Genomic DNA, 18,730 nt, shown 5'->3' on the forward strand with positions numbered 1-18,730 from the left:
GTCAGGGCCACAAACCGGCGGAGCAATCGCGAGATGTGTAGATACCTATGCCGCGATGAGGCCCTAAAAGTCAGCCAACCACTGCGGAATCCGCCGCTCCAGGTAATACCCCGGATTGCGCACACTGCCATCGACAAACCCCACATGCCCACCGCGTGTGTGCAGTTCGAAGGTGGTCTGCGCCGCCAGCTCATTGGCTGCCGGCAGGCTGTGGGCAAACACGAACGGGTCGTCGCTGGAGTGGATGATCAGCGTCGGTGTGCGGTTCTCGCCGAGAAAGTACCGGCTTGATGCCCGCCGGTAGTAATCCTTGGCGTCGGCGAAGCCATTGAGTGGCGCCGTCACCCGGCCATCGAAATCCCAGAACGTGCGCATGTTCTCCAATGGCCCGAGCCGCTCCAGCGCGGCAAGGCCCTCGTCATGGCCGTGGTGCCGGAAGTGGCGCTGCTTGTCTTTCACATAGGCGAGCATGGCGCGCATGAAGTGCGCCTGGTACACCCGGGAAAACCCAAGGCCGATGCGGTCGGCACAATGGTCCAGGCGAAACGGCACCGAGACCGCCACGGCCGCCTGCAACTGGCTGGCCGAACCTGCTTCGCCCAGATGCTTGAGCAGCACATTGCCGCCCAGCGAGTAACCCACAGCGTACAACGGTGCTTGTGGGCGCTGCGCGCGCAGGTGGTCGATGGTTTCGGCCAGGTCTTCGCTGGCGCCGGAATGGTAGCTGCGTGGCAGCAGGTTGGGCTCGCCCGAGCAACCACGCCAGTTCAGCGCCACGCTGCTCCAGCCGCGGTTGGCCAGGGCCTGTTGCAAGCCGACAACATAGGGTGAGCTGGAGGAGCCGGTGAGCCCGTGCAGCACCAGCACAACCGGCGTTGTTGCTTCGTGGGGGCCGTGCCAGTCGAGGTCGAGAAAATCGCCATCGGCCAGCCACAGCCGTTCGCGCTGACGGCTCAAGGCCGCCGACTTGCGCCACAAAGGCCCCCACAGCGTCTGCATATGCGGGTTGCCCAGCCCCAAGGCGGGTTTGAAGGGGCTGGACGGGGCAGATGACATCGCAGGTATCTCGGTAAAAAAGTGCAACGGTTGCGTTGAAGTGTAATGCCCGTTGCACTTTTTTGCTGCGAGTTAGCCGCGCTGCCAGAGGGCGTAGTACACCTGGCCGGCCTTTTTCTCCCGGTGCAGGCGCCAGTTGCTCGGCAGTTGCAGGGTTGAGGGTGGGGTTTCGCTTTCGGTGTAGATCCAGGCGTTTTCGGCTAGCCACTGGCGCTCTTCGAGGAGTGCGCAGGTGCTGGTCAGTAGGTCCTGGTTGAACGGCGGGTCGAGGAACACCAGGTCGAAGGCCAGCTTCGGCTCGCCTTGCAGGTAGCGCTGGGCGTCGGTCTGGATCACCTGGCCGCGGGGGCAGCGCAGGGCTTCCAGGTTCTGCCGCAGGCTGGCGATGGCCGCCGGGTTGCTGTCCAGGGCCACGGAGTCACCCGCGCCACGGGAAAGCGCTTCGAGGTACAGCGCACCGCTGCCGGTGTAGGCGTCGAGCACCTTGGCCCCTGCGATGTGTGGCGCAAGCCAGTTGAACAGGGTCTCGCGGACCCGGTCCGGGGTCGGACGCAGGCCTGGTGCGTCAGGGAAGCTCAGGCGACGGCTGCGCCATTCGCCGGCGATGATGCGCAGTTGGCCCTGGCCGTGGTGCGGCTTGGCCGGTTTTGCGGATGGACTGGCCATTAATGCTCCGGTACGCCAAGCGGCTGCTCGGCGGGTTTGTCAGTGGGCGGCGGCAGTGGCTTTTGCGGCACGCTGGGCCCGGCGGTGACGATGACCATCTTGTCAGCGGCCAGGTGTTTGTTCAGCGCGGCCTTGACCTGTTCAGTGGTCAGCGCCTGGGACTGCTGCATGTAGTCTTCCAGCCAGGTCAGTGGCAGGTTGTAGAAGCCGATGGCGCCCAGCTGGCCGACGATGCTGGCGTTACTGGCGTTGGACAGCGGGAAGCTGCCGGCCAGTTCACGCTTGGCGTCGTCCAGTTCCTGCTGGGTCGGGCCGCTCTTGAGGTAGTCGGCGAGGATGTCCTGGACCAGCTTGAGGGTGCCCTCGCTGAGCTCGGCACGGGTCTGCAGGTTGATCATGAACGGGCCACGTACCTGCATCGGGCTGAACACCGAGTACACGCCGTAGGTCAGGCCGCGCTTCTCGCGCACTTCGCTCATCAGGCGGGTGCCGAAGGTACCACCGCCAAGGATCTGGTTGCCCAGCGACAGCGCGGCGTAGTCAGGATCATTACGGTCTATGCCCAGTTGCGCGAGCATCAGGTGGGTCTGCTTGGAGGCAAAATCGATGTGGGTCGCACCGGCCTTGGGTTCGCTTGGCTGTGCCACCTTGGCCAAGGCCGGGCCTTTGGGCAGGGCTGCGGACACTTGCGCGGCAATGGCTTCAGCGTCACTGCGGCTCAAGTCGCCGACCAGGGCGATCACCGTGTTGCCAGCGGCATAGGCCTTGGCGTGGAAGGCGCGCAGTTGCTCCAGGGTGATCGGCGGGATGCTTTTGGCGGTGCCGTCACTCGGGTGGGCATAGGGGTGGGTGCCGTACAGGCGCTCGAACAGCTCGATGCCGGCCAGTTTGCCCGGGTTCTGCTTCTGGTACTCGAAGCCGGCCTGCATCTGGTTCTTGATGCGTGCCAGGGCGTCTTGCGGGAAGGTTGGCTTGCCGACCACGTCGGCGAACAGCTTGAGCGCCGGCTCGCGCTTGTCGGTAGCACTCAGGCTGCGCAGCGAGGCCACAGCCATGTCGCGGTAGGCACCGTTGCCAAAATCGGCGCCCAGGCCTTCGAAACCTTCGGCGATGGCGGTGACATCCTTGCCGGCCACGCCTTCATTGAGCATGGCGTTGGTCAGGGTGGCCAGGCCCTGGGCATCACCGTCCTGGCTGCTGCCGGCGGCGAAGGTCAGGCGCAGATCGAACATCGGCAGCTCGCGGGCCTCGACAAACAGCACGCGCGCGCCTTCGGCGGTGTTCCAGGTCTGGATGTTCAATTGCCGGCGGCTTGGCGCCTTGCCGTCCAGCTCGGCCAGCGATTGCAGGGTGTTGGCCGCTTTGGCGGCGGTGCTGGTGGCCGGTTGCGCGGCGTTATCGGACTGCGCAGGCTTGGCCAGGAAGAATGCCAGCAGGCCGATCAACAACAGTAGGCCCAGGCCGATCAGGGTGTAGCGGGGTGCGCTGCGTTCACTCATGAGCGTTCTCCTCGGGCAGTACGTGGGCAACGCTCAGGCGTTCACGGGTGAAGTAGGTGCGGGCGGCGTTCTGGATGTCGGCCGGGGTGACGCTTTTCAGCTCGTCCAGCTCGCTGTCGATCAGCTTCCACGACAGGCCGACGGTTTCCAGTTGGCCAATGGCGGTGGCCTGGCTGCTGATGGAGTCGCGGTCGTAAACCAGCCCGGCGATGACCTGGGCGCGCACCCGCTCAAGCTCTTCAGCCGAAGGTGGGGTGGTCTTGAGCTCTTCGAGCAGCTTCCAGATACCGGCTTCGACATCGGCCAGGGTCTTGTGCTTCTGCAGGTTCGGCGTAGCCGATATCAGGAACAGGCTGTCGCCGCGGGTGAACGGGTTGTAGCTCGACGAAGCGCCGGAGACCAGCTCCTGGCCGCGTTCCAGGCGGCTCGGCAGGCGCGCGCTGTAGCCACCGTCGAGCAGTGCCGAGATCAATCGCAGGGCGTGCACGCTGCGTGGATCCTTGGCGGTGGCCAGGCCCGGGGCGTTGAAGCCGTAGATCAGGCTCGGCAGCTGGGTTTGCACGTGCAGAGTGGTTTCCCGCAGGCCCGGTTCGGCCAGTTCCAGCGGCAGCTTGGCCGGTGGCACCGCGCGTTTCGGGATGGCGCCGAAGAAGCGCTGGGCCAGGCCCTTGACCTCATCGACGGTGACATCGCCGACCACCACCAGGGTGGCGTTGTTCGGCACGTACCAGGACTCATACCAGTGGCGCAGTTCCTCGACCTTCATGCGGTCAAGATCGGCCATCCAGCCGATGGTCGGGGTACGGTAGCTGCTGGCCGGAAAGGCCATGGCGCTGAACAGCTCGAAGGCCTTGGCGTTGGGTTGGTCGTCGGTGCGCAGGCGGCGCTCTTCCTTGATCACCTCGATTTCGCGGCTGAACTCGTCGGCCGGCAGGCGCAGGCTGGCCATACGGTCGGCTTCAAGCTCAAGCGCCACCGGCAGGCGGTCGCGGGCCAACACCTGGTAATAGGCGGTGTAATCGTCGCTGGTGAAGGCGTTCTCTTCGGCGCCAAGGTCACGCAGGATGCGCGAGGCTTCGCCGGGGCCAAGCTTTTCGCTGCCTTTGAACATCATGTGTTCCAGGGCATGGGAAAGGCCGGTCTGGCCGGGGGACTCGTAAGTCGAACCGACCTTGTACCAGATCTGCGAGACCACCACCGGCGCCCGGTGGTCCTCACGTACGACCACTTTCAGGCCGTTGTCGAGAATGAACTCGTGGGTGGGTTGCGTATCGGCGGCAAAGGCTGCGAACGGCAGACAAACTGTGCTGAGCAACAGGCCAGCGGCGCGGCGGGCTAGAGCATTCATACGTTGTTTAACCTGTAGGACTGCCCGCGTGGTCTTAGCGTCGGCGGGCTTGGAGGTGCTAGGATACTGATCCGGTTGCCTGAGGACCATGCCTGTCATGGATCCAGCCCGAAGGCTTGATGTCAAAATGCTGCGCAAGAACGAGCCGGACTAAAAGTAGACTGTTCTGCGTTAAAAGAATTTACGAAGCGCCGCAGTGGCGCATCGCTACCCTGAGATAGCCGTCTTCCATGTTTGGTTCCAACGACGACAAAAAGACGCCGGCTGCGGCTGGTGAAAAGAAAGGCCTGTTCGGCTGGCTGCGCAAAAAGCCCCAGCAACCCGTAGCCGAACAGCCACACGCCCCTGCTCCGGTTGAAACGCAGCAACCTGCCGCGTTGCCTGCCGAGGCTCCTGCTGCCGTCGCTGCGGTGGAGGTTGTGCCTGCTGCCGTTGTCGCGCCAGAGCCGGTTACCACTGCGCCAGTTGCTGCACCGGTCGAGGTCCAGCCCGAACCGTCCGTCGGCCTGGTGCTGCCTGTGCCTGAAGAGCCGGTAGCCCTGGTTGCTGACCTTGAGCCGCATACGCCGCCACCGATCCCGCCGCGCCAGGACCCTGTGCCGGTCATCGAGCCTGAGCCTGTGCTGGTTGCGCCTGAACCTGAGCCGCTTCCCGAGCCCATCCCTGTTCCCCCGCCCGCGCCAGTTGCAGTTCCCGAGCCTGTGGTCGTGCCCGAGCCCGCACCTGCGCTCGCAGCGGTTGAAGCACCTGCCCCGGTGACCGAGCCCATTGTGGCCGAACCAGCCGAGCCCGTGCGTAGCGACGAGAGCAAGGGTGGTTTCTTCGCCCGCCTCAAACAGGGCCTGAGCAAGACCAGCGCCAGCATCGGCGAGGGCATGGCCAGCCTGTTCCTGGGCAAGAAGGCCATCGATGACGACCTGCTCGATGAAATTGAAACCCGCCTGCTGACTGCCGACGTTGGTGTCGAAGCCACTTCGGTGATCGTCCAGAGCCTGACCCAGAAGGTCGCGCGCAAGCAGCTGGCCGACAGCGATGCCCTGTACAAATCGCTGCAAGGCGAGCTGGCCGACCTGCTCAAGCCGGTCGAGCAGCCACTGCGCATCCACAACCAAGGCAAACCGTTTGTGATCCTTGTGGTCGGCGTCAACGGCGCTGGCAAGACCACCACCATCGGCAAGCTGGCAAAAAAACTGCAGCTTGAAGGCAAGAAGGTCATGCTCGCCGCTGGCGACACCTTCCGTGCTGCGGCGGTCGAGCAACTGCAAGTGTGGGGCGAGCGCAACCAGATCCCGGTCATCGCCCAGCACACCGGTGCCGATTCGGCTTCGGTGATCTTCGATGCCGTGCAGGCCGCCAAGGCCCGTAATGTCGACGTGCTGATCGCCGATACCGCCGGTCGCCTGCACACCAAAGACAACCTGATGGAAGAGCTGAAGAAAGTCCGTCGGGTGATCGGCAAGCTTGATGCAGATGCACCTCACGAGGTGTTGCTGGTGCTCGATGCTGGCACTGGCCAGAACGCCATCAACCAGGCCAAGCATTTCAACCAGAGCGTGGAGCTGACCGGCCTGGCCCTGACCAAGCTCGATGGCACCGCCAAGGGCGGGGTGATCTTTGCCCTGGCGAAGCAGTTCGGCCTGCCGATCCGCTATATTGGCGTGGGTGAAGGCATCGACGATCTGCGCACCTTCGAAGCCGAACCCTTCGTGAAAGCACTGTTTGCCGAGCGGGAGCACCCATGATTCGATTCGAACAGGTCGCCAAGCGCTACCCCAATGGTCACGTTGGCCTGCATGAGTTGAGTTTTCGGGTGCGTCGGGGCGAGTTTCTGTTCGTGACCGGCCATTCCGGTGCCGGTAAAAGTACTTTGCTGCGCCTGCTGCTGGCCATGGAACGTCCCACCAGCGGCAAGCTGCTGTTGGCCGGGCAGGACCTGGGGCAGATCAGCAACGCGCAGATCCCGTTCCTGCGCCGGCAGATCGGTGTGGTGTTCCAGAACCACCAACTGCTGTTCGACCGCACGGTTTTCAACAACGTCGCCCTGCCGCTGCAGATCCTCGGCCTGTCCAAGGTAGAAGTGGCCAAGCGGGTCGACTCGGCGCTTGAGCGCGTGGCCCTGACGGACAAGGCCGAGCTGTACCCAGGCGACTTGTCCACCGGCCAGCAACAGCGCGTCGGCATTGCCCGCGCCATCGTCCACCGTCCGGCCTTGCTGCTGGCGGACGAACCTACCGGTAACCTCGACCCGCGCCTGGCTGCGGAGATCATGGGTGTTTTCGAAGATATCAACCGCCTGGGCACCAGCGTGCTGATCGCCAGTCACGACCTGGCACTGATCGCGCGCATGCGCCATCGCATGCTGACCCTGCAGCGCGGTCGCTTGATCGGCGATGGGGAGGCCGGGCAATGAGTGCGACACGCAGTCCCAAGGTTTCCGAGCGGGTAGCGCCCAAAGCCGCTGACCCTGGACCTGAGAAGAAAAAACGGGGCGGTCACGATGATGACGGCCCGGATTTCCGTACCCTGTTGCACGCCTGGCTGGAAAGCCACCGTTCGAGCCTGGTCGACAGCCTGCGGCGTCTCGCCAAGCAGCCGATCGGCAGCTTCTTCACCTGCCTGGTGATGGCCGTGGCCTTGAGCCTGCCGATGGGCTTGTCGCTGCTGCTGAGCAACGTCGAGCGCCTGGGCGGCTCGTGGCAGCGTGCGGCGCAGATTTCGCTGTACTTGAAGCTCGATGCCAGCAGCCATGAAGGCGAGGCCTTGCGTGAACAAATCAAGGGCCTGCCGGGTGTTGCCGAGGCCGAATATGTCAGCCGCGAGCAAGCCCTCAACGAGTTCCAGCAGCAGTCGGGCCTGGGCGAAGCCCTGCGCGAATTGCCGGAGAACCCGCTGCCTGGCGTGATCGTGGTAACCCCGGCAGAAGTCGACAAGCCGGCGTTGGAAGCCCTGCGCCAGCGCCTGGCCGAACTGCCCAAGGTTGAAGCTGCTCAGCTGGACCTGGTGTGGGTCGAGCGCCTGGCGGCGATCCTCAAACTGGGTGACCGGTTTGTGTTCGGTTTGACCGTTTTGCTGGTGTCTGCACTGCTTTTGGTAATTGGTAACACAATTCGCCTGCACATCGAGAATCGGCGTACCGAAATCGAGGTGATCAAGCTGGTTGGCGGCACCGACAGCTATGTACGCCGGCCTTTCCTGTACATGGGCGCCTTGTATGGCCTGGGTGCGGGGGTGTTGGCCTGGGGGGTGCTGGCATTTGGCCTGAACTGGCTGAATGACGCGGTAATCGGGCTTTCCGGGCTGTATGGCAGTGATTTTTCCCTGGCCGGGGTTCCGTCAGCCGATGGTCTGTCCCTCTTGCTTGGAGCGGTCTTGTTAGGGTATATCGGTGCTTGGATTGCGGTCGCCCGCCACTTGAGCGAGCTTGCACCGCGATAGTGTCTTTTTGCTGGTATTGACTCTTTTCACTTTTAGGGAACTTGTTTCGCGGTTCCCGGTCAATGTTGGCAGTGCCTATGGCACGAGTTTAGTGAGTCGGAGGTTTTTTCGTATGACCACTTCGTTGCAACCTGCCTATGCCCTGGTTCCCGGCGCAAACCTGGAAGCCTATGTGCACACGGTCAACAGCATTCCATTGCTGACGCCCGAGCAGGAGCGTGAACTGGCTGAGAGTCTCTACTATGAGCAAAATCTTGAGGCAGCTCGGCAGATGGTGCTCGCCCACCTGCGTTTTGTCGTACACATCGCGCGCAGCTATTCCGGCTACGGGCTGGCCCAGGCCGACCTGATCCAGGAAGGCAACGTCGGCCTGATGAAAGCGGTCAAGCGCTTCAACCCGGAAATGGGTGTGCGCCTGGTGTCCTTTGCAGTGCACTGGATCAAGGCCGAGATTCACGAGTTCATCCTGCGCAACTGGCGCATCGTCAAGGTGGCCACTACCAAGGCTCAGCGTAAGCTGTTCTTCAACCTGCGCAGCCAGAAAAAGCGCCTGGCCTGGCTGAACAACGATGAAGTACATCGTGTTGCCGAAAGCCTGGGTGTCGAGCCACGTGAAGTGCGCGAGATGGAGAGCCGCCTGACCGGTCAGGACATGGCCTTCGACCCGGCCAGCGAAGCCGATGACGACAGTGCATTCCAGTCGCCGGCCAACTACCTGGAAGACCACCGTTACGACCCTGCGCGTCAACTGGAGGATGCCGACTGGAGTGACAACTCCACCAGCAACCTGCACGAAGCCCTGCAAGGCCTGGATGACCGCAGTCGCGATATCCTCTACCAGCGCTGGCTGGCCGAGGAAAAGGCCACTTTGCATGACCTGGCCGCGAAATACAGCGTGTCTGCCGAGCGGATTCGCCAGCTGGAAAAGAATGCGATGAACAAGGTCAAAGCCTTGATCGCAGTCTGAGTCGCAATACGGCAATAACCAAAAAGCCCCGACGTGTCGGGGCTTTTTCATGATTCTCCGCCCCCCTGTCGAGACTGCTATGACCATTTCCTTGTACGCCGCTTCTGTTCCTGTCTTCAAGCAAATGCTCAACGCCCTGAGTGATGTGCTGAACAAGGCCGAAGCTCACGCTACGGCGAAAAACATCGATCCGAGCGTCTTCCTCCAGGCTCGCCTGTATCCGGATATGTTTCCACTGGTTCGCCAGGTGCAGATCGCTGTTGATTTCGCCAAGGGGGTATCGGCGCGCTTGGCTGAGGTCGAGTTGCCGAAATACGATGACAGCGAAACCACCTTTGCCGAGCTGCAAGCGCTGATCGGTAAGGTGCTGGCTTTCCTCGACGGCATTGCGCCGGCCCAGATCGATGGCAAGGAAGGCATTGAAATCGTGACTCGTCCGGGCACGCCCAAAGAGAAGCGCTTCAGTGGCCAGGCTTATTTGCTGAGCTACGGCCTGCCGCAGTTCTTTTTCCACGTCACCACCACGTACGCAATCCTGCGTCACAATGGTGTAGAAGTGGGCAAACGCGACTACATGGGCGCTTTCTAAGGCGGTTACCCAGTAATCAGCAAACAATAAAACCCGGCAAGGTGTGCACTTTTCCGGGTTTTTTATTGGTTCCAGGGCGCCCGGCGCGGGCTGTCCAGCTGTGCCAGGTAGCTGTTGCCGCCCAACTGACGCATCTGCTGACGAATCCAGCCGGCACGCCGTGCTACATAGCTACTGGGTTGGCTGGCACTCCACCTCAACGGACTGGGCAGGACGGCGGCCAGCAGGCTGGCCTGCTGGCGCGACAACTGGCTGGCATCTACGCCGAAGTGGTGCCGCGCCGCCGCCTGCGCGCCGAACACGCCTTCGCCCCATTCGGCACTGTTGAGATAAACCTCGAGAATCCGCTCTTTGGGCCACAACAGCTCAATCAACCCAGTGAACCAGGCTTCCAGGCCTTTGCGCAGCCAACTGCGGCCCGCCCAGAGGAACTGGTTCTTGGCCACTTGCTGGCTGAGGGTGCTGGCGCCGCGGATACTGCCACCGCGTTCGTTGTGGGCCAGTGCTGCCTGGATGGCATTGAAGTCAAAGCCCCAGTGGTTGGCGAACTTCTGGTCTTCGCCTGCGATTACCGCCACTTTCAGCTCATCGGAGATCCGCTCCCATGGCTCCCAGTCCCGTTGCAGGTCGATGGGCTGGCCGTTGAACCAGGACTCGACCTTGCGCTCAACCATCAGCGCAGTGCCAGGCGGCGGTACCCAGCGAAACAGCAGCACCAGCAGGACGCTACCTGCGGCAAACCACAGCAGGGCTCGGCTGAGGCGACGGAAAATGGAAGACAGCATAGGTGATGGCTTGGCCGAACCGATGGAGCGGGCCATTATACAGACCCTGTGCTGACTAGGAGTCTTCCCAATGCTGCGTAGTTTTCTGCTGCTTTCGGCGTTTTTCGGATTCACCGGCGTGGCCCTGGGCGCCTTTGCTGCCCATGGCCTCAAGGGCCGGTTGAGCAGCGAATACCTGGCGATCTTCCATACCGGCGTCACCTACCAGTTGGTGCACGCCTTGGCCCTGCTTGCGGTGGCGGTGCTTTCGGTGCACCTGCCCGGGCGCCTGGTCGGTTGGGCCGGTGGTCTGTTCACCCTGGGGATCCTGCTGTTTTCCGGTAGCCTGTATGTGCTGACCCTGAGCGGCATCGGCAAGCTCGGTATCATTACCCCTTTCGGCGGCCTGGCGTTTCTTGGCGGCTGGCTGTGCCTGGGCCTTGCAGCCTGGCGCCTGAGCTGACCAGCGGGTCCGGATCGAGACGAATGGCGCGGCCCGGCCTTGGGTTTGCCCCCTGATCAGGGCTAGAATGCGGGCCCCTAAAAATAATGGCGGCCGTGCGCATGCGCATTCAACTGAACGGTGAACCTTTCGAAGTGGCCGATGGCGAAAGCGTCGCGGCCCTGCTCAACCGGCTTGACCTGGCGGGTCGCCGGGTGGCGGTCGAGCTCAACCTGGACATCGTGCCGCGCAGCCAGCACGAAGCCACCGCCTTGAGCGAAGGCGACCAGGTTGAAGTGGTGCACGCCATTGGCGGCGGCTAGGCCTTAGCGCTTCACCTGCAAGTCCCTCAACCTTCAAGAGGATTACCGATGAGCAATGTTCGTAGCGACAAGCCCTTCACCCTGGCCGGTCGTACCTTCCAGTCGCGCCTGCTGGTCGGCACCGGCAAGTACCGCGACATGGAAGAAACCCGCCTGGCCATCGAGGCCTCCGGTGCCGAGATCGTCACGGTAGCCGTGCGTCGCACCAACATCGGCCAGAACCCGGGCGAACCGAACCTGCTCGACGTGCTGCCGCCAGCTCGCTACACCATCCTGCCGAACACCGCTGGCTGCTTCGATGCGGTCGAAGCCGTGCGCACCTGCCGCCTGGCCCGTGAACTGCTCGATGGCCACAACCTGGTCAAGCTCGAAGTACTGGCCGACCAGAAGACCCTGTTCCCCAACGTGATCGAGACCCTCAAGGCCGCCGAAGTGCTGGTCAAGGACGGTTTCGATGTAATGGTTTACACCAGCGACGACCCGATCATCGCCCGCCAGTTGGCCGAAATCGGCTGCATCGCGGTAATGCCGCTGGCCGGTCTGATCGGTACGGGCCTGGGAATCTGCAACCCGTACAACCTGCAGATCATCCTCGAAGAATCGAAAGTACCGGTGCTGGTCGATGCCGGCGTCGGTACTGCATCCGATGCCACCATCGCCATGGAAATGGGCTGTGAGGCGGTGCTGATGAACTCGGCGATCGCTCACGCACAGCAGCCGATCATGATGGCCGAAGCCATGAAACACGCCATTGTCGCTGGCCGCCTGGCGTACCTGGCCGGGCGTATGCCGAAAAAACTCTATGCCAGCGCCTCGTCGCCGCTGGATGGTCTGATCAAGTAAGAGCCCCTGATGACTGAATCGCAAGAAACGCCGAGCACCGCCGAAGGCGAAGAGCGCCAACACCGCCGCATCAAGAGTTTCGTGATGCGCGCCGGGCGCATGACCGAAGGCCAGCAACGTGGCCTGGACCAGGGTGGGCCGTTGTTCATCCTGCCCCTGGCCGAGAGCCCGGTGGACTACGACCAAGTCTTCGGCCGCTCGGCGCCGCGTACTTTGGAGATCGGTTTTGGCATGGGCCATTCCCTGCTGGAAATGGCCGCTGCCGCCCCCGAGCAGGACTTCATCGGTGTCGAAGTGCACCGTCCGGGTGTCGGTGCGCTGCTCAATGGTGTGCTGACCCAGGGCCTGAAGAACCTGCGGGTGTATGACTGCGATGCCATCGAAGTGCTGAACAAGTGCGTGGCGGACAACAGCCTCGACCGGCTGATGCTGTTCTTCCCCGACCCTTGGCACAAGAGCCGTCACCACAAGCGTCGCATCGTCCAGCCGGAGTTCGCAGCCCTGGTACTGAGCAAGCTCAAGGTCGGCGGCGTGTTCCATATGGCGACCGACTGGGAACCCTATGCCGAATACATGCTGGAAGTGATGAACGTGGCCCCGGGTTATCGCAATCTGGCTGCCGACGGCAAGTGCGTTGAGCGTCCGGCCGAGCGCCCGATCACCAAGTTCGAACGCCGTGGCGAGCGACTGGGGCATGGGGTGTGGGATCTAAAGTTCGAAAAACTGGCGTAATTTGTAGCAGATCGCGGGGCAAGCCCGCTCCCACAGAGGTGTTTTGGACTCTGTGGGAGCGGGCTTGCCCCGCGATGCATTTCAGCGCCGATCAGCGACCACGCCAATCAACACCAGCACAATCAGCAACACCGGCGCCAACGCATAGTTGTTGAACTGCGCCAGGCCTTTGATGACCCACGGCGTGGCATAGATCAGCGCCGCACCGCTGCCGATCATCACCAACACGGCCATGAACGGCACGCGCAAGGCGCCTGCAAGGCCGCCCAGGCGTTGTTCGACCCAGCCTTTGATGTCGGTGCCAAACAACACCAGCAAACAGCCCACCAAAGCCAGGGAGATCTCCGACAAGTTGCTGCGACTCCAGCGGGAAACAGTCGAGAGCAGGTCGAGTACCAGATCCATTCGCAATCCTTAGGTCAAGAAATACTGCAGCAGGTCGTTGAGGAACAGCTGGCCTCGTGGGGTGGCGACCAGTCGCGAGGTTTCGACCTGCAAAAGGCCCTTTTGTTCGGCCTCGCGGCGGGCCTCGGCTAGCTGCTCCAGCGGCAACCCCGTGCGCAGGCTGAATTGATCGGCGTCCACGCCTTGGGTCAGGCGCAGGGCGTTCATCAGGAACTCGAAGGGTAGCTCATCCACCGGCAGCAGCTTCTCGCCGGCCTTGAAGGCCTTGGCCGGGTTCAGGTAGTCCTTGGGCAGGCGGGTCTTCCAGGTACGCAGGATACGCCCGTCCGGGTGGCTGAGCTTGCCGTGGGCGCCGGCACCGATGCCGATGAAGTCGCCAAAACTCCAGTAATTGAGGTTGTGGCGGGCGGCGCGGCCGGGCTGGGCGTAGGCCGAGACTTCATATTGGCTGTAGCCATGGCTGGCCATCAGCGCTTGTCCGGCTTCCTGAATGTCCCAGAGAATGTCGTCCTCGGGCAGCAGCGGCGGCTGGTTCCAGAACACCGTGTTCGGCTCCAGGGTCAACTGGTACCAGGACAAGTGCGTTGGGTTCAACGCGATGGCCTGGCGCAGGTCGCTCAAGGCGTCGTCCAACGATTGGTCGGGCAGGCCGTGCATCAGGTCGAGGTTGAAGTTGTCGAAGCCTGCGTTGCGCGCCATATCGGCGGCACGAATGGCCTCGTCACCGTTGTGGATGCGCCCGAGCGCCTCAAGTTTGGCCTGCTGGAAGCTCTGGATGCCGATCGACAGGCGATTGATGCCCAACTGCCGGTAGGCCTTGAACTTCTCCTGCTCAAAAGTCCCGGGGTTGGCTTCCAGGGTGATCTCGATATCGCTGGCAAACGCGATGCGCTGCTCCACACCCACCAGTAAGCGGCCCAAGGCGCGGGCGCTGAACAGGCTCGGGGTGCCGCCGCCAAAGAAGATCGAACTGATCGGGCGGCCATAGACGGCGCCCAGCTCCTGGTCCAGGTCGGTTAAAAGAGCATCGACATAGGCTTCTTCAGGCAGCTCGGGGCTGGCGGCGTGGGAGTTGAAGTCGCAGTACGGGCATTTGCGCACGCACCAGGGAATATGGATGTACAGCGACAGGGGTGGCAGTTGTGGCAGGGCCACCCGTGGTGCTTGGGAAGTAAAGCCAGCCTCGCCCAGGTGCAGTGGCTGTGCCGGCGAACGATCGGTCATGCCAGGCCCAGACGTTGACGCAACAGGCTCATGGCGCGGGCACGGTGGCTGATCTGGTTCTTGTCGGCAGGGCTCAACTGGGCGCTGGAGCAATCGCGCTCCGGTACCCAGAACAGCGGGTCGTAGCCAAAACCGTGTTCGCCGCTGGCCTGGGTCAGGATGCGCCCGTGCCACAGGCCTTCGCAGAGGATCGGCAGCGGGTCATCGGCGTGGCGGACCAGGGCCAGCACGCAGACAAATTGAGCACCGCGCTGCTCTTGCGGAACGTCCTTGAGCACATCGAGCAGCTTGGCGTTGTTCGCCGCGTCGCCCTTGCCGTCGGCGTAACGCGCCGAATAAATACCGGGCGCGCCGCCAAGGAAGTCTACGGCCAGGCCCGAGTCGTCGGCCAGCGCTGGCATGCCGGAAATACGCGCGGCATTACGCGCCTTGAGAATGGCGTTCTCGACGAACGACAGGCCGGTTTCTTCCGGCTCGACGCTGCTGAATTCGCCAATGGAGCGCAGCTGCACGGTGTCACCGAGCATGGCCTGCAGTTCCTTGAGTTTGCCGGCGTTGTGGCTGGCCAATACGATCTGCTGAAAAGTCATCATTGCCCTGGGAAAAGCTCTTGGTTGAAGCTGATGGTTTCGGTCTTGCCATCAACCCCAACGTTGATGGTGAAGGTGCGGGTTTCCTGCTGCGGAACCGGATACTGGGCAATGTAGTAGATCGCCCCTTGTTCGTTGATCTGCTTGAACTTCAACGGTACCGAGTTGCTGGTCAGGTCTTTGACGGTGCCGCTGACTTCGGTGACCATCGGTTTGCCGGCCTTGATGACCGAAACGTTGATCACGCCCTGATTCTTGCTGCGAACCAGTTCAGTGGCCTTGGCGGTCTCAGGCGTCAGAAAGGTGGAAATAAAGGTGCTGTAGTGCACCGTGGTATCCCCGAACACTTCCTTGCGCTCGCCCTTGATGGCATCGGCGGCGACTGCCGGCAGGCTCAGGCAGGCAACCAGTAAACAGCTCAACAAGCGACCCATGATCGTTCTCCTCCAGTGTGCGGGTTAAACCGCGACCTTGTGTTCGGTAAGGCCGGGGCTGCTGACACGGTAAATGCCGATCTCACCTAGAAGATTAGGCCATAGCTTGCTCGCCCACCCGTGGCGGTGCAAATGGTCGACCGCCAGGCGGTCGAGGACCTGGGCGCGGCGTTCGCCGCACAGGGCCTCGAAGTCTTCAAAGGTGCAGAAGTGGATGTTCGGCGTGTTGTACCAGGTATACGGCATGAAGTCGGATACCGGCATGCGACCTTTGGTCGCCAGGTACCAGCGGCAGCGCCAGTGGCCAAAGTTGGGGAAGGTGATGATGCACTGGCGGCCCACGCGCAGCATCTCGTCGAGGATCCGGTCGGGGTACTCCACGGCTTGCAGTGCCTGGGTCATGACCACCACGTCGAAACTGTTGCTGGCGAAGTTGCCCAGGCCCTTGTCGAGGTCCTGTTCGATGACGTTGACGCCCTTGGCCACGCACTGGGCGATGTTGTCGGGGTCGATTTCCAGGCCGTAGCCTGCGACTTGCTTGTGGTCGCGTAGCGACGCCAGCAGTTCACCGCTACCACAACCGAGGTCGAGTACCCGGCTGCCGGCGGGGATCCAGTCTTGGATTATTTCCAGGTCGGCTCTCATAAGGTCCTCAGCAGACGATGCGGTTCATGTAGTTCGTGAAACCCGTGATATAGCGCGGGGTCGGGATCAGGAAGGCATCGTGGCCATAGGGCGAGTCGATATCCAGGTAGCAGACGTTTTTGCGCGCGGCGATCAGGGCGTCGACGATCTCCCGCGAGCGTGCCGGCGAGAAGCGCCAGTCGGTGGTGAACGACATCACGCAGTATTGTGCCGTGACATTGGCCAGAGTTGCAGCCAGGTCGCCACCGTGGGCAGCAGCCGGATCGAAGTAATCCAGGGCCTTGGTCATCAGCAGGTAGGTGTTGGCGTCGAAACGGCCGGAGAACTCTTCGCCCTGATAGCGCAGATAGCTTTCGACCTGGAACTCGACGCTGTGAAAGTCGTAGTTGAGCTTGTCGCTTTTGAGCTCACGGCCAAATTTTTCGCCCATGGAGTCATCGGACAGGTAGGTAATGTGGCCGACCATGCGCGCCAGCATCAGGCCGCGCTTGGGGATCACGCCCTGATCCTGGAACGAGCCGCCATGGAACTCCGGGTCGGTGAGGATGGCCTGGCGCGCCACCTCGTTAAAGGCGATGTTCTGCGCCGAGAGCTTGGGCGCCGAGGCGATGTCCAGGCAGTGACGCACGCGGTCGGGGTAGGTAATGGTCCACTGCAGAGCCTGCATGCCACCCAGGCTGCCACCGACGATGGCGGCCCATTGCGCGATGCCCAGGCGATCGGCCAGGCGCGCCTGGCTGTGTACCCAGTCTTCCACGGTCAATACCGGGAAATCGGCGCCGTAGGGTTTGCCGGTGAGCGGGTTGAGGCTGCTGGGGCCGGTGCTGCCGTTGCAACCGCCGAGGTTGTTGAGGCTGACCACGAAGAAACGATTGGTGTCGATCGGCTTGCCGGGGCCGATACAGCTGTCCCACCAGCCCGGCTTGCGGTCGTCGGGGCTGTGGTAGCCGGCCGCATGGTGATGGCCGGACAGCGCATGACAGATCAGCACGGCGTTGCTGGCGCTGCTGTTGAGCGTGCCGTAGGTTTCGTAGATCAGTTCATAGGAGGCCAGCGAGCGACCGCATGCCAGCGCCAGCGGCTCGCTGAATTGCGCCAGTTGCGGTGTTACCAGACCGACCGAATCTTCGGGAAAGACAGTGGACATCGACCCTGCTCACGCTTGAATGAGGCGTAAGTCTAAAGACCACCGGGGTGGGGGGCAAGCAATGTGCCAAGGCTTGAAAAGCATCGCTGGCAAGCCAGCTCCCACAGGTTGTTGAGAACCTTGTGGGAGCTGGCTTGCCAGCGATAGGGGCGCTGCGGTTACCGATCAGACCAGCAAACGCAGAATCTCCGGCATCCCGCTCATCGCCGCCAGGTTGTTGATCACCAGCATGTCGATCAGCTTCAGCGCCATGAACGCCAGGATCGGCGAGATATCCAGGCCGCCCAGGTTCGGCAGGATACGCCGGAACGGTGCGAGGAACGGATCGCAGATCTGGTTGATCAGCTCGGCACCCGGGTTGTGGCTGCCCGGTGCGACCCACGAGAGGATCACGCTGATGATCAGGGCGAAGAAGAAAATCTTCAGGAACAGCGCAGTCACCCCGATGATCGACCAGACCAGCAGCTGTAGCGGGTTGCCGGTGGTGCCGTAGGCCAGCAGCAGGGTCAGGCCCATTACCAGCAGCTGGATGATGATCGCCAGTACCAGCGACGACATGTCCAGGCCGAACAGGCTGGGGATCACCCGGCGCATTGGCTTGAGCAGTGGCTGGGTGGCACGCACGGCAAACTGGCTGAGCGGGTTGTAGAAGTCCGCGCGCACCAGTTGCAGGACAAAGCGCAGAACCACGATCAGCAGGTAAAGGCTGCCGATGGTCTGCAGGACATAGATTGCAGCGGTGTTCAATCCGATCATGTTCGGCTCCTTAGTTGCCCAGTTGTTCGGCCATTTCGGCCGAGCGGTGCGCAGCGGCACCCAGCGCCTTTTCCACCAGCGCTTCGAATCCATTGGCCTGGAACGACTTGATCGCCGCTTCCGTGGTGCCGGCCGGCGAGGTGACCCGACGGCGCAGTTCGGCGGCGTCGACGTCACTGCTGACGGCCATGTGGGCGGCGCCCAGGGCGGTTTGCAGGGTTAGCTTGGCGGCGGTTTCCCGTGGCAGGCCAAGTTTTTCGCCTGCAGCGGTCATCGCCTCGATCAGCAGGAAGAAATACGCGGGACCACTGCCGGACACCGCAGTCACTGCATCGAGCTGTTGTTCGTTGTCCAGCCACAGGGCGATGCCCACGGCCGATAGCAGTTGCTCGGCCTGCTGGCGCTGGGCCGGCGTAACTTCGGAGGTGGCGAACAGGCCGCTGACGCCCTGGCGCAGCAGCGCCGGGGTGTTGGGCATGCAGCGTACGATCGGCTGGGCGCCAAGCCAGTTGTTCATGCTTGCACAGGTGATTCCGGCGGCAATCGAGACCACCAGTTGCTCAGGCGCAAGGCTCGGCTTGAGGGCCTCGCACACGGCTTTCATTGCCTGCGGTTTGACCGCCAGCACCACCACGTCGGCGCCTTCGATGGCCTGGGCGTTGTCAGCGAACATTTCAATGCCGTGTTCGGCATGGATTTTTGCCCGCTGCTCGGCGCCCGGGTCGCTGGCGCGGATCTGCGAAGCTTCCAGGCCCTGGGCGCACAGGCCGCCGATCAGGCTGGCGGCCATGTTGCCGGCGCCGATAAAGGCAATACGAGTCTTGCTCATGTCAGGTCCTTGATAGGGAAAGAGGGAGTCAGCATG

At 62.5% G+C, this 18,730-nt stretch carries 22 protein-coding genes; 9 read left to right on the plus strand and 13 right to left on the minus strand.

What is annotated here, in order from left to right; genetic code table 11:
• Positions 1–63 precede the first annotated feature (63 nt).
• From M5G17_RS09635 to M5G17_RS09650, 4 genes are all read right to left on the minus strand, one after another.
• Positions 64–1,056, minus strand: coding sequence for a hydrolase (locus M5G17_RS09635; RefSeq protein WP_273892703.1), 993 nt, complete (start codon positions 1,054–1,056; stop codon positions 64–66).
• A 72-nt stretch (positions 1,057–1,128) separates the two neighbouring features.
• Positions 1,129–1,722: a 16S rRNA (guanine(966)-N(2))-methyltransferase RsmD gene (rsmD, locus tag M5G17_RS09640; RefSeq protein WP_273892704.1), complete on the minus strand. Its 594-nt coding sequence runs from the start codon at positions 1,720–1,722 to the stop codon at positions 1,129–1,131.
• Positions 1,722–3,221, minus strand: a complete 1,500-nt coding sequence (locus tag M5G17_RS09645) for a M16 family metallopeptidase (RefSeq protein ID WP_273892705.1) — start codon at positions 3,219–3,221, stop codon at positions 1,722–1,724. Before M5G17_RS09645 ends, rsmD begins: the two co-directional genes overlap by 1 nt.
• On the minus strand, positions 3,214–4,569 hold the full coding sequence (locus M5G17_RS09650; RefSeq protein ID WP_273892706.1) for a M16 family metallopeptidase: 1,356 nt from the start codon (positions 4,567–4,569) through the stop codon (positions 3,214–3,216). Before M5G17_RS09650 ends, M5G17_RS09645 begins: the two co-directional genes overlap by 8 nt.
• A 230-nt stretch (positions 4,570–4,799) precedes the next feature.
• Between M5G17_RS09650 and ftsY the strand changes: the two genes are divergently transcribed.
• The 5 genes from ftsY to M5G17_RS09675 all read left to right on the plus strand — a co-directional run bounded on the left by ftsY (position 4,800) and on the right by M5G17_RS09675 (position 9,560).
• Positions 4,800–6,311, plus strand: a complete 1,512-nt coding sequence (gene ftsY, locus M5G17_RS09655; protein WP_273892707.1) for a signal recognition particle-docking protein FtsY — start codon at positions 4,800–4,802, stop codon at positions 6,309–6,311.
• The gene (gene ftsE, locus M5G17_RS09660) at positions 6,308–6,979 is read left to right on the plus strand and encodes a cell division ATP-binding protein FtsE (RefSeq protein ID WP_273892708.1); all 672 of its coding nucleotides are present in this window, start codon (positions 6,308–6,310) and stop codon (positions 6,977–6,979) included. Before ftsY ends, ftsE begins: the two co-directional genes overlap by 4 nt.
• On the plus strand, positions 6,976–8,004 hold the full coding sequence (gene ftsX / locus M5G17_RS09665) for a permease-like cell division protein FtsX (RefSeq protein WP_273892709.1): 1,029 nt from the start codon (positions 6,976–6,978) through the stop codon (positions 8,002–8,004). The genes ftsE and ftsX overlap by 4 nt, the downstream gene beginning before the upstream one ends.
• Before the next feature lie 112 nt (positions 8,005–8,116).
• Entirely contained in the window at positions 8,117–8,971 is an 855-nt protein-coding gene (rpoH, locus tag M5G17_RS09670; RefSeq protein ID WP_273892710.1) for an RNA polymerase sigma factor RpoH, read from the plus strand.
• 79 nt (positions 8,972–9,050) lie between these two features.
• Complete coding sequence (locus M5G17_RS09675) at positions 9,051–9,560, plus strand: DUF1993 domain-containing protein (protein ID WP_273892711.1); 510 nt, start codon at positions 9,051–9,053, stop codon at positions 9,558–9,560.
• Between the two features lie 62 nt (positions 9,561–9,622).
• Here the strand turns inward: M5G17_RS09675 and mtgA are convergent, their stop codons facing one another.
• Positions 9,623–10,381, minus strand: coding sequence for a monofunctional biosynthetic peptidoglycan transglycosylase (gene mtgA, locus M5G17_RS09680; RefSeq protein ID WP_420793369.1), 759 nt, complete (start codon positions 10,379–10,381; stop codon positions 9,623–9,625).
• 34 nt (positions 10,382–10,415) lie between these two features.
• Here mtgA and M5G17_RS09685 point away from each other — a divergent pair, with 34 nt between their 5' ends.
• The 4 genes from M5G17_RS09685 to trmB all read left to right on the plus strand — a co-directional run bounded on the left by M5G17_RS09685 (position 10,416) and on the right by trmB (position 12,664).
• On the plus strand, positions 10,416–10,787 hold the full coding sequence (locus M5G17_RS09685) for a DUF423 domain-containing protein (RefSeq protein ID WP_045193969.1): 372 nt from the start codon (positions 10,416–10,418) through the stop codon (positions 10,785–10,787).
• A 101-nt stretch (positions 10,788–10,888) separates the two neighbouring features.
• Positions 10,889–11,089: a sulfur carrier protein ThiS gene (thiS, locus tag M5G17_RS09690; RefSeq protein ID WP_273892713.1), complete on the plus strand. Its 201-nt coding sequence runs from the start codon at positions 10,889–10,891 to the stop codon at positions 11,087–11,089.
• A gap of 48 nt (positions 11,090–11,137) precedes the next feature.
• Complete coding sequence (locus M5G17_RS09695) at positions 11,138–11,932, plus strand: thiazole synthase (protein ID WP_273892714.1); 795 nt, start codon at positions 11,138–11,140, stop codon at positions 11,930–11,932.
• A 9-nt stretch (positions 11,933–11,941) separates the two neighbouring features.
• Positions 11,942–12,664: a tRNA (guanosine(46)-N7)-methyltransferase TrmB gene (gene trmB / locus M5G17_RS09700; RefSeq protein WP_273892715.1), complete on the plus strand. Its 723-nt coding sequence runs from the start codon at positions 11,942–11,944 to the stop codon at positions 12,662–12,664.
• An 81-nt stretch (positions 12,665–12,745) separates the two neighbouring features.
• Here trmB and M5G17_RS09705 read toward each other — a convergent pair whose 3' ends face one another.
• From M5G17_RS09705 to proC, 8 genes are all read right to left on the minus strand, one after another.
• Positions 12,746–13,069, minus strand: coding sequence for a DUF3392 domain-containing protein (locus tag M5G17_RS09705; RefSeq protein ID WP_130262440.1), 324 nt, complete (start codon positions 13,067–13,069; stop codon positions 12,746–12,748).
• A 9-nt stretch (positions 13,070–13,078) separates the two neighbouring features.
• Positions 13,079–14,293, minus strand: a complete 1,215-nt coding sequence (gene hemW, locus M5G17_RS09710) for a radical SAM family heme chaperone HemW (protein WP_273892716.1) — start codon at positions 14,291–14,293, stop codon at positions 13,079–13,081.
• A complete protein-coding gene (gene rdgB, locus M5G17_RS09715; protein ID WP_130262444.1) occupies positions 14,290–14,886 on the minus strand; it encodes an RdgB/HAM1 family non-canonical purine NTP pyrophosphatase in 597 nt (198 codons plus the stop codon). The genes hemW and rdgB overlap by 4 nt, the downstream gene beginning before the upstream one ends.
• Positions 14,883–15,317, minus strand: coding sequence for a DUF4426 domain-containing protein (locus M5G17_RS09720; protein ID WP_273892717.1), 435 nt, complete (start codon positions 15,315–15,317; stop codon positions 14,883–14,885). Before M5G17_RS09720 ends, rdgB begins: the two co-directional genes overlap by 4 nt.
• 24 nt (positions 15,318–15,341) lie before the next feature.
• Positions 15,342–15,962 carry a methionine biosynthesis protein MetW gene (metW, locus tag M5G17_RS09725; RefSeq protein ID WP_130262448.1) on the minus strand — a complete coding sequence of 207 codons (621 nt, stop codon included), beginning with the start codon at positions 15,960–15,962 and terminating at the stop codon, positions 15,342–15,344.
• Positions 15,963–15,969: 7 nt separating this feature from the next.
• Positions 15,970–17,109: a homoserine O-succinyltransferase MetX gene (gene metX, locus M5G17_RS09730; RefSeq protein WP_273892718.1), complete on the minus strand. Its 1,140-nt coding sequence runs from the start codon at positions 17,107–17,109 to the stop codon at positions 15,970–15,972.
• Between the two features lie 165 nt (positions 17,110–17,274).
• The gene (locus tag M5G17_RS09735; protein WP_273892719.1) at positions 17,275–17,865 is read right to left on the minus strand and encodes a YggT family protein; all 591 of its coding nucleotides are present in this window, start codon (positions 17,863–17,865) and stop codon (positions 17,275–17,277) included.
• A 10-nt stretch (positions 17,866–17,875) separates the two neighbouring features.
• On the minus strand, positions 17,876–18,694 hold the full coding sequence (proC, locus tag M5G17_RS09740; RefSeq protein ID WP_273892720.1) for a pyrroline-5-carboxylate reductase: 819 nt from the start codon (positions 18,692–18,694) through the stop codon (positions 17,876–17,878).
• Between the last annotated feature and the right edge of the window lie 36 nt (positions 18,695–18,730).

The organism is Pseudomonas rubra (assembly GCF_028656935.1).
GTDB lineage: Bacteria > Pseudomonadota > Gammaproteobacteria > Pseudomonadales > Pseudomonadaceae > Aquipseudomonas > Aquipseudomonas rubra.

What these genes read in the sequence shown, in the direction of transcription:
- mtgA (WP_420793369.1), bottom strand. Translation starts at nt 10,381, where the DNA reads ATGGCCCGCTCCATCGGTTCGGCCAAGCCATCACCTATGCTGTCTTCC.
- ftsY (WP_273892707.1), top strand. Translation starts at nt 4,800, where the DNA reads ATGTTTGGTTCCAACGACGACAAAAAGACGCCGGCTGCGGCTGGTGAA.
- M5G17_RS09635 (WP_273892703.1), bottom strand. Translation starts at nt 1,056, where the DNA reads ATGTCATCTGCCCCGTCCAGCCCCTTCAAACCCGCCTTGGGGCTGGGC.
- M5G17_RS09685 (WP_045193969.1), top strand. Translation starts at nt 10,416, where the DNA reads ATGCTGCGTAGTTTTCTGCTGCTTTCGGCGTTTTTCGGATTCACCGGC.
- hemW (WP_273892716.1), bottom strand. Translation starts at nt 14,293, where the DNA reads ATGACCGATCGTTCGCCGGCACAGCCACTGCACCTGGGCGAGGCTGGC.
- rpoH (WP_273892710.1), top strand. Translation starts at nt 8,117, where the DNA reads ATGACCACTTCGTTGCAACCTGCCTATGCCCTGGTTCCCGGCGCAAAC.
- M5G17_RS09695 (WP_273892714.1), top strand. Translation starts at nt 11,138, where the DNA reads ATGAGCAATGTTCGTAGCGACAAGCCCTTCACCCTGGCCGGTCGTACC.
- metX (WP_273892718.1), bottom strand. Translation starts at nt 17,109, where the DNA reads ATGTCCACTGTCTTTCCCGAAGATTCGGTCGGTCTGGTAACACCGCAA.
- M5G17_RS09650 (WP_273892706.1), bottom strand. Translation starts at nt 4,569, where the DNA reads ATGAATGCTCTAGCCCGCCGCGCCGCTGGCCTGTTGCTCAGCACAGTT.
- M5G17_RS09675 (WP_273892711.1), top strand. Translation starts at nt 9,051, where the DNA reads ATGACCATTTCCTTGTACGCCGCTTCTGTTCCTGTCTTCAAGCAAATG.
- ftsX (WP_273892709.1), top strand. Translation starts at nt 6,976, where the DNA reads ATGAGTGCGACACGCAGTCCCAAGGTTTCCGAGCGGGTAGCGCCCAAA.
- ftsE (WP_273892708.1), top strand. Translation starts at nt 6,308, where the DNA reads ATGATTCGATTCGAACAGGTCGCCAAGCGCTACCCCAATGGTCACGTT.
- trmB (WP_273892715.1), top strand. Translation starts at nt 11,942, where the DNA reads ATGACTGAATCGCAAGAAACGCCGAGCACCGCCGAAGGCGAAGAGCGC.
- rsmD (WP_273892704.1), bottom strand. Translation starts at nt 1,722, where the DNA reads ATGGCCAGTCCATCCGCAAAACCGGCCAAGCCGCACCACGGCCAGGGC.
- metW (WP_130262448.1), bottom strand. Translation starts at nt 15,962, where the DNA reads ATGAGAGCCGACCTGGAAATAATCCAAGACTGGATCCCCGCCGGCAGC.
- thiS (WP_273892713.1), top strand. Translation starts at nt 10,889, where the DNA reads ATGCGCATTCAACTGAACGGTGAACCTTTCGAAGTGGCCGATGGCGAA.
- M5G17_RS09720 (WP_273892717.1), bottom strand. Translation starts at nt 15,317, where the DNA reads ATGGGTCGCTTGTTGAGCTGTTTACTGGTTGCCTGCCTGAGCCTGCCG.
- rdgB (WP_130262444.1), bottom strand. Translation starts at nt 14,886, where the DNA reads ATGATGACTTTTCAGCAGATCGTATTGGCCAGCCACAACGCCGGCAAA.
- proC (WP_273892720.1), bottom strand. Translation starts at nt 18,694, where the DNA reads ATGAGCAAGACTCGTATTGCCTTTATCGGCGCCGGCAACATGGCCGCC.
- M5G17_RS09705 (WP_130262440.1), bottom strand. Translation starts at nt 13,069, where the DNA reads ATGGATCTGGTACTCGACCTGCTCTCGACTGTTTCCCGCTGGAGTCGC.
- M5G17_RS09645 (WP_273892705.1), bottom strand. Translation starts at nt 3,221, where the DNA reads ATGAGTGAACGCAGCGCACCCCGCTACACCCTGATCGGCCTGGGCCTA.
- M5G17_RS09735 (WP_273892719.1), bottom strand. Translation starts at nt 17,865, where the DNA reads ATGATCGGATTGAACACCGCTGCAATCTATGTCCTGCAGACCATCGGC.